This is a genomic window from Pseudomonas sp. Pmew2 (genome assembly GCF_058129885.1).
The window spans coordinates 2,286,704-2,299,884 of record NZ_CM176702.1 but is presented as its reverse complement, the minus strand read 5'-3'; the positions used below and the strand labels follow the sequence as shown (position 1 = coordinate 2,299,884).

Sequence of the window (13,181 nt, the reverse complement as noted above, 5' to 3'; positions counted from 1 at the left end):
TTGGTCATGCGGGTTCAGGCGTTTATTCCTTCCCTTGAAAACGCGCCAGCGAGCTGCGGATTTACACCCGGTAACGAGTTTTTTATCCGCAACGCCAGCGCGCCGACGAGAGGCCGATCAGAGCCCTTCCAGTTCCGCCATCAAGTCCGCCAGACGGTCGAATTTCTGCTCGTCGACCTGCGCTCCGCCAAGGCTTTGCAGATGCTCGGCCAACGCCTGAACGGTGTTGAATTCGAACATCGCCCGCAATGGCACGTTGCGCTGCAACAGCTTCTGCGCACGGGTGACGACCTGGGTAGCGAGCAGCGAGTGCCCTCCCAACTCGAAGAAGTTGTCGGTAATGCCCACCCGCTCGACCTTGAGCACATCGGCCCAGATGGTCGCCAGTTGCTGCTCCATCTCGGTCTGCGGCGCGAGGTATTCCTGCTGCGCCTGACTGACGTCCGGCGCAGGCAAGGCCTTGCGGTCAAGCTTGCCGTTCGGCGTCAGTGGCATGGCCTCCAGAATCACCAGATGCGCAGGCACCATGTAGTCCGGCAGGCTGGCTTTGAGGTGGTTTTTCAGCTCGTCTCGTAGCGCATCGGGATCCTGCGTGGCAGCGCTTGGCACCAGATAGGCCGCCAGCACTTTGCCCAGCGGACCGTCGACGTCCAGCACCACCGTCTCGCGGATCGCCGAATGCTCCAGCACGCGGGTTTCGATTTCGCCCAGCTCGATGCGATAACCGCGAATCTTCACCTGATGGTCGACCCGGCCGACGTATTCCAGCACGCCGTCCTTGCGCCGCCGCGCCAGGTCACCGGTGCGGTATAGACGCTCGCCCGGTGCACCGAACGGATGCGGCACGAACACCGGCACGCTGCGCGAGGGATCAGCGACGTAACCACGGCCGACTCCGGCCCCGGCCACGCACAGCTCACCCACTGCGCCCAGCGGCACGAGGTCCAGCGCTTCGTCGAGCAGGTACAGGCGGTTGTTGTCGGTCGGCGAACCGATCGGCAGATAAGCGCTGCGTGTGGACGCTGCATCAACGCGGAAGAACGCCACGTCGTCGGAACACTCAGCCGGGCCGTAGGCATTCACCAGACCGATCTGCGGGTAGCGTTGCAGCCACTGGCTGGCCAGCTCGGGCGGCATGGCTTCGCCGGTAGGCAGCATCCAGCGCAGGCTGTCAAGTGTTGCCTGTTGCTCGGCGAGCAGGCCGGTTATCAGCGACGGCACGCTTTCCAGCACGCTGATGCGCTGGGCCTGCACATGCGCCAACAAGGCCTGCGGGTCGCGGGCGATGTCGTTCGGCACAATGTCCACCCGCGCGCCAAACAGCGGCGCAGCGAGGAACTGCCAGACCGAGATGTCGAAACTCTGCGAAGCGGTCTGGGCGATGACATCTCTTTCGCTCAGGCTCAGGTACGGCACCTTGCTCAACTGGTTGTTGAGCATGCCGCGCTGCTCGACCATCACGCCCTTCGGCAGCCCGGTGGAGCCGGAGGTGAAGATCACGTAAGCGAGGTTATCCGGTGCGCTGTAGCGGCCGGGGTTGTGCTGCGCTGATTCGCGCTGCTGCACAGTTTCCCAGACCAGCAACTGCGGACGAGCGGACTCGGGCAGCGCTTCAAGTAGTGCCCTGCCCTGTTCCAGACATTGCGCGCTGCACACCAGCAGCGGCGTGCCGCTCTGGCCGATGATGCCGCTCAGTCGCGAATCGGGCAGCGCCGGGTCCAGCGGCAGGTAACCGCCACCGGCCTTGAAGCTGCCGATGATCATGCCCGGCAGTTCAACGCCACGCTCGGCGAGCAAGGCAACCGGCTGATCGAAACTGACACCGGCCTCGATCAGGGCATGGCCCAGACGGTTGCTGGCAATATTCAGCTCGGCATAACTGAGCTGGCGATCCAGGCAACTGACCGCAATGCGCTGCGGATGTGCTTCGACCTGCGCTTCGAACAGTTCGACGTAGCTTTTATCCAGCGGGTACGCGTGCTCGCTCTGGTTGCAGCCCTCGATCAGGAACGTGCGCTCCTGCTCGCTGACCAGTGCCAATTCGCTCATGTCGCCGTGGAAGCCCTCGATCAGCGCCAGCAGCAGACGCTTGAACTCGCCGAGCATGTTCTGCACGGTGGACTCATCGAAATAACGCTGGTCGTAAGACAGGTGCAGGCCCAGATCATCGCCCGGATAGCAGACGGCCGTCAGCGGATAGTTGGTGTGGGTGCGACCGGAATCCGACGTGGCGTTGAGGCTTTGCGCACGGTCGAGCACCGAAACTTCCACCGGTGCGTTCTCGAACACGAACAGGCTGTCGAACAGCGGCTGGCCTTTGGGCAGTTCGCTGTTTTCCTGAATGGTCACCAGCGGCAGGTATTCGTACTCGCGCAGTTGCATGTTGCTGTCCAGCAACTGGCTCAGCCACTGGCGCACGCTGCAACGCTGATCGTCGCCGGGCATGCCGACGCGCAGCGCGATGGTGTTGATGAACAGCCCAACGGTGCGCTGCATTTGCGGCAGTTCCACCGGACGACCGGCCACCGTGACGCCGAACACCACGTCGCGATCACCGCTCATACGCCGCAGGGTCAATGCCCACGCTGCCTGGGCGAAGGTGTTGACGGTCAGTTGATGCTGCTGCGCCAGCTCGCGCAGTCGTGCGCCGTCGCGCTCATCGAGACGGGTATAGCAATCGCCCACGACCATGCCGCCGCTGTCGCCCGCATGTTCACGCAGGAACGGCCGGTCGCTGGGGATCGGCGTCGGCCGTTCGAAGCCGTGCAGGTTGTCTTGCCACCAGTCACGCGCCTGCGCCAGGCCACGGCGTTGCAGCCAGCCAATGTAGTCGCGATAACGCGGTGCAGGCGTCAGTTGTGCTTCACGACCTTCGCCCAGCGCAGTGTAGATATCGAAGAAGTCGTTCATCAGCAGCGAACGGCACCAGGCATCGATGAGGATGTGGTGGTTGCTCATCATGAACCAGTAGCGCGCTTCATCGACGCGAATCAGGCGCAGGTGGAACGGCGGCTGATCGAGCAGATTGAAACCGGCTTCGCGCTCGGACTTGAGAAATGCCTGCAAACGCGGCTCCTGCTGGTCCTGCGGCACATCACGCCAGTCCAGATAATCAATCGGCGTGCTACCCGGCTTGTGGATGACCTGCAGCATGGTTTCGCCGATGTCCCAGCAGAACGACGCACGCAGCGCTTCATGACGGGCGATCACCGCCTGCCAGGCCTGGGCGAAACGCTCTGGGTCGAGCGCGCTGTTGATGCGATAGCGGTCCTGCATGTAATACAGGCCGGTGCCCGGTTCCAGCAGGGTGTGCAGCAGCATGCCCTCCTGCATTGGTGTCAGCGGGTAGACGTCCTCGATGTGCGTCGCAGCGACCGGCAGTGCGTCGAGTTGCGCCTGATCCAGATCGGCCAGCGGGAAGTCCGAAGGCGTCAGGCCACCGCTGCCATCGCTCAGGCAATGGGCAATCAGCGCCTGCAACCGGGCCAGGTAATCCTGCGCCAGCGCTTCGATGGCGGCGGGTTGATAACGCTCGGCACTGAAAGTCCAGCGCAGCAGCAGTTCGCCGCCATACACCTGGCTGTCGATGCTCAGCTCGTTGGGCAGCGGCGCATGCGGATCGTGGGCCGCGCCCGCTGACTCTTCCAGCGGACGGAACAACGCATCGCTGGTGAAGCTCTGGTCGAACTGACCGAGGTAGTTGAAGGTGATCGGTGCCACCGGCAGCGCCTGCATGGCGGCTTTACTGGCACTCTCGGCCAGATAGCGCAGCACGCCATAGCCCAGGCCTTTGTGCGGCACCTGACGCAGCTGCTCCTTGATCGCCTTGATCGACTCCCCCGGCGCTGCATCGCCAGCCACTGCTGGCGTGAGGCGCAGCGGATAAGCGCTGGTGAACCAGCCGACCGTACGGGTCAGGTCGATGTCGTCAAACAGGGTTTCGCGGCCGTGCCCTTCCAGCTGGACCAGCGTCGATGGTTGCCCGCTCCAGCGGCAGACCACTTGCGCCAGCGCCGTCAGCAGCAGGTCGTTGACCTGAGTGCGGTATGCGCTGGGTGCCTGTTGCAGCAGTTGTCGGGTACGTTCAGCATCCAGCCGCACGCTGACGGTTTGCGCATGACGATTCTGCTGGCCGCCCTGCGGGTTGTGGCACGGCAACTGCGCCACAGGACCGCCAAGCTGACGCTGCCATACGTGCAGCTCTTCACGTAACGATTCGTTACCCGCGTAGGCCTGCAAACGTGCGGCCCAGTCACGGAACGCACTGGTCTTGGCGGCAAAGCGCACTGGCGTTGCTTCGCTCAACTGTCGATAGGCAGTTTGCAAATCGTCGAGCAGCACCCGCCACGAAACGCCATCGACCACCAGGTGGTGAATGACCATCAGCAGACGTTGCTGACCCTGCGGACCATCGACCAGCAAGGCGCGTAACAGCGGGCCGTTTTGCAGGTCGAGGCTGCGCTGGGTGTCGGCGTACAGCGCGGCACATTCGGCCATGTCGGCGACCTGCGCCTGTATCAACAGGGTTTCTGCCGTCACTGCACGGTGTTCAGCCTGCCATTTGCCGTTTTGCCCGGTGAAGCTCAGGCGCAGGGCGTCATGCTGTTCGAGCAGTGCACGCAATGCCTGCTCCAGCAGACGCGGGTCGAGTGCAGTGAGCGGCTCCAGCACCAGCGACTGGTTCCAGTGCTGACGCTCGGGAATCGGCGTGTCGAAGAACCAGTGCTGGATCGGCGTCAGCGCGGATGCGCCTTGCAGTAAGCCCTGTTCAGCCTGAATCAGTTCGCTGGCGGTCGCCACGGCGGCCAGGGTCTGCACGGTCTGGTGCTGGAACAGATCACGCGGGCTGAAATGAATACCCACCTGACGCGCCCGGCTGACCACCTGAATCGACAGGATCGAATCGCCGCCCAGTTCGAAGAAGTTGTCGTTGAGGCCGACTTTCTCCACGTTCAGCACCGTACACCAGATCGCTGCCAGCTGTTGCTCCAGTTCACTGGCCGGGGCTACGTAATGCTGACGATTGAGTTCCGGGTCCGGTGCAGGCAATGCGCGTCGATCGAGCTTGCCGTTGGCGGTCAGCGGCATGCTGTCGAGCAGAATCAGGTGGGTTGGCACCATGTAATCCGGCAATTGCGCCTTGAGGTGCGACTTGAGCGATTCACGCAATTGCGCCTGCTGCTCGTCGCCCTGCCCGGCCACATCACTGACCAGATAACCCGCCAGTTGCTTGCCCGACGGCGTGTCCAGCGCCAGCACCACGGTTTCGCGGATGGCCTCGTGTTCCAGCAAACGGGTTTCGATTTCCCCCAGTTCGATACGGAAGCCGCGGATCTTCACCTGATGGTCGATACGCCCCAGGTACTCCACCAGCCCGTCGGCGCGCTGGCGCACCAGGTCACCGGTGCGATACAGACGCCCGCCGTTGCTGGCAAACGGGTCGGCCACGAAGCGCTCGGCGCTCATGCCGGGACGCTGATGGTAGCCCTGCGCCAGACCGGCACCGCCGATATACAGTTCGCCGCTCGCGCCCTGTGGCACCAGGGCCAGATCGGCGTCGAGAATATAGGCAACCCGCGCCCCGACCACACGACCGATCGGTACGCTGGCTTCGCCCTCTTCCAATTGCTGCGGGGCCAGGCTGGCCAACGGCATGACCACGGCTTCGGTCGGGCCATAGGCGTTGAACAACAGTTCCGGCTGGAAGACTGCGCGAATACGCTGCAAGTGTTCACCGGTCAGCGCTTCACCGCCGGTGATGCACATGCGCACCGGCAAGGTCTGGCCTTGAGTGGCCAGCCACTGCGCCAACTGGCTGCCATAGCTGGGGGTGAAGCCGAGAATATTGACCTGCTGCTGGCGAATCAGTGTGCAGATTTCTTCGGCGTCCCACTGGCCTTGGGCGCGCAATACCACGCGCGCACCGCTGAGCAGTGGCACCAGCAGGCGCTCAGTGGCGGCATCGAAGTTGATCGAATAGAAATGCAGTTCGCAGTCATCGGGCTGCATGTCGAAGCGACGAATCACCGCCTGACAATGCATGGCGATTTCACCGTGGGACACCACCACGCCCTTGGGCTTGCCGGTAGAGCCGGAGGTGTAAATCAGGTACGCCTGATGCTGCGGCAGGCTGATAAACGGCAGTTCATCGGTTGAGAAAGACGCCAGCAGCGGCTGATCGTCTTCCAGGCACCAGCGGGCCACACCGGCAGGCAGCTCGCCCAGCGCGGCAAACAGCGCACGGTCGCTCAACAGCAGGCCGACGCCGCTGTCTTCGATCATGTAGTGCAGGCGTTCCAACGGATATTCCGGGTCCAGTGGCACGTAGGCACCACCGGCCTTGAGGATCGCCAGCAGGCCGACAACCATATCCAGCGAACGCGGCAGCGCCAGGCCGACGCGAACCTGCGGGCCGACGCCGCGCTGGCGCAGCATTCCGGCCAGTTGGTTGGCGCGGGCGTCCAGCTCGGCGTAGCTCAGGGTTTCCCCGGCAAAGGTCAACGCAGGCGCATCTGCGCGCAGCCGGGCCTGCTCGGCGAACAGGCTGTGAATGCACTGATCAAGCCGTTGTTCGCCGGCTTCGACGCCCAGGCTGTCGAGCAGTTGCTGACGTTCGGCGTCCTGCAACAGCGGCAGTTCACTTAGGCGCTGTTGCGGGTCGGCGAGCAGTGCTTGTAGCAGGTTCAGCCAGTGCCCGGCCATTTGCGCGATGCGCGGCTCGTCGAACAGATCGGTGCTGTAGGTCAGGCAGCAACCCAAGCGGTGATCCAGCTCAGTGACCTCCAGGTTGAGGTCGAATTTGGTGGCACGCGCATCGTTGACCAGATAGTCAACGGTCATGCCCGCCAGCTCGCGACTTTGCTGGAATTCCCAGCGCTGCACGTTGCACATCACCTGGAACAGCGGGTTGTAGGCCGCGCTGCGTGGCGGTTGCAGGGCTTCGACCAGATGATCGAACGGCAGGTCCTGATGCGACTGGCCTTCAATGACGGTGTGACGAACCTGTTCGAACAGCTGCGCAACGCTCATTTGCCCGTCAAGCTGAACGCGCAGCACCTGGGTGTTGAGGAACGCGCCGATCAGCCCTTCGCTTTCCGGACGGATGCGGTTGGCCACCGGCGCACCGATGCGCAGGTCATTCTGGCCGCTGTAACGGTAGAGCAGCACCGCCAGTGTGGCGGTCATGGTCATGAACAGGGTCAAGCCATTGCGCGCATTGAACGCGCGGACTTTAGCGGCCAGTTCGGGATTCAGGTCGAAACGGTACAGTTCGCCCTGATGACTTTGTACCGCTGGGCGTGGCCGGTCAGCGGGCAGTTCCAGCAGCGGATGCTCGTTACCCAACTGCGCGGTCCAGTAATCCAGCTGGCGCTGGCGCTCGCCCGCCTCCATCCACTGACGCTGCCAGACACTGTAATCCAGATATTGCACCGCCAGCGGTTCCAGCGGCGACGGCTTGCCTTGCAGAAATGCTTCGTAGAGCAGGCCCAGTTCGCGAGCGAAAATGTCCATCGCCCAGCCTTCGGTGACGATGTGGTGCAGGGTCAGAACGAAGTAATGCTCAAGATCAGCCGCCTTGACCAGACAGGCACGCAGCAGCGGACCGGTCTCCAGATCAAAAGGCTGGTGCGCCTCGCTGTCGGCCAAAGCCCGAAGGCGCTGCTGACGAAGCTCGGCAGGCAGCGCTGAGTAATCCTGCCATTGCACGCGCAGGCCGGTCTGTTCGCTGACCTTCTGGCAGGCTACGCCGTTGACGCTCGGGAAGGTGGTGCGCAGGGTTTCGTGGCGCAGGATCAAGGCTTGCAGCGCGGCTTCGAAACGTTCGATATCGAGCACGCCGTTCAAGCGTGCCATGCCGCCGACGTTGTATGCCGGGCTGTCCGGTTCCATCTGCCAGAGAAACCACATGCGCTGTTGCGAATAGGACAGCGGCACCGGTTGACTGCGGTCGACACGGGCGATCGGTTGCAGGCTGCTGCGCTCGCCCGACAGCTGAATGGTTTGAACCTGTTCGACAAACGCGCCCAGCTCGCTGGCTTCGAACAGCGCACGCAACGGCAAATCGATATCGCAGGCCTGACGCACGCGGGAAATGATCTGCGTGGCCAGCAACGAGTGCCCGCCCAGCTTGAAAAAGTCGTCGCGCAGGCCGACGCGCGGCACGCCCAGCACCTGGCGCCAGACAGCGGCGATCTGCTTTTGCAGGTCGGTTTGTGGCTCGACATGCTCGTGAGTCTGCCATTGCGGCTCGGGCAAGGCGCGTCGATCCAGCTTGCCACTCGGGCTCAGCGGCATGTTGTCGAGGCGCACCAGCTGCGCCGGGACCATGTAATCCGGAAGTTCCAGAGCCAGCGCCGATTTGATGCGCTCGGCCTGAGCGTCCTGCCCGGCTTCGGCGGTGTAGTAACCGATCAGTTGCGGGCCCGCAGCGGTTTCGCGCACCAGCACGGCAGCATGACCAACACCCGGCTGGGTCAGCAGACGGGCTTCGATCTCCTGCGGTTCGACGCGGAAGCCACGCAGTTTGACCTGCTGATCCAGACGCCCAAGGTATTCCAGCGCACCGTCAGCGGCCCAGCGCACCAGGTCGCCGGTGCGGTACAAGCGCTCACCCGGCTGGCCCAGCGGATCGGCGATAAAGCGTTCGGCGGTCAGGTCCGGACGATTCAGGTAGCCACGCGCCAAGCCGATGCCACCGATGCACAGTTCCCCGGCAACCCCGCGCGGCAGCGGGTTGAGCTCGCTATCCAGCACCCGGCACAGCACGTTACCCAGCGGACGACCAATCGGTGAACGCAGGCCGTCGCTAACCTGACATTGCCAATGGGTGACGTTGATCGCAGTTTCGGTCGGGCCATAACGGTTGTGCAGTTGTACGCCCGGCAGATGCTCCAGCACCCGGTTGCGCAGTTCGCTCGGCAACGCTTCGCCGCCAGAGAACAGGCGACGCAGGCTGGTGCATTGCTGCGCCAGCGGCTCGTCGACAAACAGCTGCAACAGGGGCGGCACAAAGTGCAGCGTGGTCACACCGTGCTCGTTGACCAGTTGCGCGATGCGATGCGGGTCGCGGTGTTCGCCGGGGCCTGCCAGTAGCAGGCGGCAACCGGTAATCAGCGGCCAGAAGCATTCCCAGACCGACACGTCAAAGCTGATCGGTGCCTTCTGCATCAGCACGTCGCTTTCATCCAGCCCATAAGTGTCCTGCATCCATTGCAGGCGGTCGGCCAGTGCCGCGTGGGTGTTGCCGACGCCTTTGGGCTGACCGGTGGAGCCGGAGGTGTAAATCACGTAGGCCAGGTTGTCGCCGTGCAGGTGCAGGCCCGGCGCGCTGACCGGCCAGCTGTCCAGGTGCAGCATGTCCATCGCAACCGTGCAGACCCCGTCTGCGCTCGGCAGGTCGCCGAGCAGATGGCTCTGGGTCAACAGCAGCTCGACGCCGCTGTCTTGCAGCATGTACGCCAGTCGTTCAATCGGGTAATCCGGGTCCAGCGGCACGTAGGCGCCCCCGGCCTTGAGGATTGCCAACAGACCGATCAACAGTTGCGGCGAACGCTCGGCGGCGATTGCCACCTTGACGTCCGGGCCGACGCCCTTGTCGCGCAGGTAATGCGCCAGACGGTTGGCCTGGGCATGCAGGCTGGCGAAATCGAGGCTGCCGCCCTCCCACACCAGCGCGATGCGTTCCGGGGTTTGCAGCGCCTGACGCTCCAGCATTTCAGGCAGCCAGACGTGTGCAGGCGTGCAGGCGGCAGCGCTCCACTGCGCCTGTTCGGCCAGCTCGTCAGCGCCAAGTAATTGCACGTCGCCCAGCGCGACCTGCGCCTGCTGACTGACCTGGGTCAGCAACTGAACGTAGTGCCGCGCCAGACGCACGATGGTGTCGCGCTCGAACAGCTCGTCGGCGTAATCGAAGGACAGATTGAGGCGACCCTTACGGTCTTCCTCGCTGTGCAGTTGCAGGTCGAACTTGGCCTCGCGGCTGTGCCACGGCAGTTCTTCGGCGAGCAGCCCCGGCAGACGACGCAGTGCGCCGAGGTCGCGTTGCTGGTGGTTGAACATGACTTGAAACAGCCCGTGTTCGCGGGCCTGCGGAAACGCTTCGACCAGTTGTTCGAACGGCACGTCCTGATGCGCCTGAGCGTCCAGCGCGGCCTGGCGGGTCTGGGCCAGCAGTGTGGAAAACGGCAGGCGCGGATCGAGTTGCGCACGCAGCACCAGGGTGTTGATGAAGAAGCCGATCAGGCCCTGGGTTTCATGACGAGGACGGTTGGCACCGGGCACGCCGATGCGAATGTCGGTCTGCCCGCTGTAGCGATGCAACAAGGCCTGGAAGCCCGCCAGCAAGAGCATGAACGACGTCGATTGCCACGCTTGCGCGGTGTTGCGTACGGCGGCGCTCAGCTCGGCACTCAGGCGCAGGCTGTAACGCGAAGCGCTGTGCTGCTGATGTGTCGAGCGCGGACGATCAGTGCTCAACTCCAGGGTCGGCTGCTCATCGCCCAGTTGCTGCTTCCAGTAGTCGAGCTGGCGCTCGGCCTCGCCGTTTGCCAGCCATTCGCGCTGCCATTGGCCATAGTCGGCGTAACGCAGTGGCAGAGGTGCCAGTTCCAGTGGCTGCCCCTGAACAGCCGACGCATAGAGCCGCGAGAATTCGTCGATCAGCACATTCAGCGACCAGCCATCGGCAATGATGTGGTGCAGCGTGACCAGCAACTGATGCTCTTCCTCGTCCAGTCGCAGCAGCGTAACGCGCAGCAACGGGCCGTTTTGCAGATCGAATGGCAGACGCGCCTGCTCTTCGCGGATCGCCAGCGCACGCGTCTGGCGTTCGTCGCTCGGCAGGTCGCTGATATCCAGAGTGTCGAAATGGAACTCACCGGGCGCGTCGATGCGCTGCAGGGCGACACCATCATGCTCATAGAAGCGCGTGCGCAGCGATTCATGGCGCTCGATCAGGCGCTGGAAGCTGGTACGCAACGCCGTGGTGTCCAGTTCGCCACGCAGGTACAGACCACCGGGAATGTTGTAGGCGCTGCTTTGCGGGTCAAGTTGCCAAAGGAACCACAGGCGGTTCTGTGCCAGCGATTGTGGCAGATGCTCGTTGCCCGGCAGGCGGACGATAGCGTTCTGCGTCTGGCTGTCGCCTTGCGATGCGGCGATTTGAAGCGCTTCGATCTGCGCCGCAAAGGCGGCCAGCGTCGGCGCTTCAAACAGCAGGCGCAGGTTAAGGTCAATGCCCAGTGTTTCACGCAAACGGGCCACTACCTGGGTGGCGACGATGGAGTTGCCGCCCAGCAGGAAGAAATGATCGTCGGCGCTGACCTGCTCACATTGCAAATGCTCGCACCAGACGCTGGCGATCTGAGCTTGCAGGTCCGATCCTGTGCTCAGGGTCCGGTTTTGATGCGTTGTATTGTTCGCGGGAAACACCGCGTAGCTGTCCAGGCTGCCATCGGCCAAACGCGTGCGGCAGGCCGAGCGCTGCAACTTGCCGCTGGAGGTTTTGGGCAGAGCGCCCGGATTGAGCAACACCACAACGCTCGGCGCTTCTTGAAACGCCTCGGCAACGGCCTGGCGAATGATCTTTATCAGCGCCTCGGCGGACAGCATTTTCTGCACGCTGCGGCTCACTTCGGCAGCGATCCCAATGCCTTCGCTACCGTCCTGATTGACCGCAAAGGCCGCAATACGGCCTTTGCGTACTACATCGACCTCGCGCTCGACGACTTTCTCGATGTCCTGCGGGTACAGGTTGTGGCCACGGACGATCAGCATGTCTTTCAAACGACCGGTGATGTACAACTCGCCATGCCGCTGAAAGCCCAGATCGCCGGTGCGCAGCCAGGTCTGGCCGTCATGCTGGACGAACGCCTTGGCGGTGGCTTCAGGGTTGCGCCAGTAACCGTGGGCGATGCTCGGCCCGCTGGCCCACACTTCGCCAATACGGTTTTCGTCCAGCACTTGCAGGGTGGCGGGGTCGGCAATCAATACGCCATGCCCCGGCTGGCCGGTGCCGCAACTCATGACCGGCTGACCGTCGCCCAACTCTGCCACATTGCGCGCCAGCGCCTGCGCATTCAAACGCAGCGAAGGAATACCCTTGCCGCGCTTGCCACCCGCCACGTACAGCGTGGCTTCGGCCAGCCCGTAGGAGGCCATGAAGCTGTCCGGCGTGAAGCCGCAACTGGCGAACTTATCGGCAAACGCATTCAGGCTGTCTTCGCGGATAGGCTCGGAGCCGGAATACGCCACGCGCCAGCGACTCAGGTCGAGCCGCTCCAGCGCCGAATCACTGACCCGCGCGCTGCACAGCTGGTAGGCAAAGTCGGGCCCGCCGCTGATGGTTCCGCCGTATTCGCTGATAGCTTCCAGCCAGCGCAATGGCCGCGTGAGGAAGTAAGCGGGGGCCATAAGGATGCACGGAACGCCACTGAAAATCGGCTGCAACAAGCCGCCGATCAGGCCCATGTCGTGGTACAGCGGCAGCCAGCTGACGATCACGTCGTCCGGATTGACGTCGATGCCAAAGCCATGACGAATCAACAGTTCGTTGGCAACCAGGTTGCCATGGCTGACCTGCACGCCCTTGGGCAAGGCGGTCGAGCCCGAGGTGTATTGCAGGAACGCGATGTCGTCGGCCTGCAATTGTGGCCCCTGCCAATTGTCGGCAGACGCACTGTTCAGCGTATCGACGCAGAGCAGTTGCGGGGCATCGGCAGCAGCCAGCTCATCCATCTGCAGCAAGGCGGGCTGCAGGTCGGAACCGGTCAGTACCAGCCGTGGCTCGGCATCGGCGATGATCGACAGCAGCCGTTCCTGATGATGACGACGATTGGATTCCGGCGGGTAAGCAGGCACCGCAATGACCCCGGCGTACAGGCAGCCGAAAAACGCAGCGACATAGTCCGGCCCACTGTGAAACAGCAGAATTGCCCGATCACCCGGCACGGCTTGACGTTGCAGCGCAGCAGCGATGGTCCGCGCGCGCAGGTCCAGGTCACGGTAGGTCAACACCAGCCCCTGGTCTTTCTCGTCGGTGAGGAAACGCAGCGCCAGCCGATCCGGCGTGTGCAAGGCGCGACGCTGAAGAGCCTGGGCCAGAGTGTCGGGGAGTTCAAACGCATCCATGATGGAGTTCCTGCTAGATTCGGCGTGCCAGATAAGATCTGAATTTCAAAAAA

At 63.3% G+C, this 13,181-nt stretch carries 1 protein-coding gene; it reads right to left on the bottom strand.

From position 1 onward, the window contains the following. Positions 1-117 precede the first annotated feature (117 nt). A complete protein-coding gene (locus AC4ANK_RS10520; protein ID WP_460383003.1) occupies positions 118-13,128 on the bottom strand; it encodes a non-ribosomal peptide synthetase in 13,011 nt (4,336 codons plus the stop codon). Positions 13,129-13,181 lie beyond the last annotated feature (53 nt).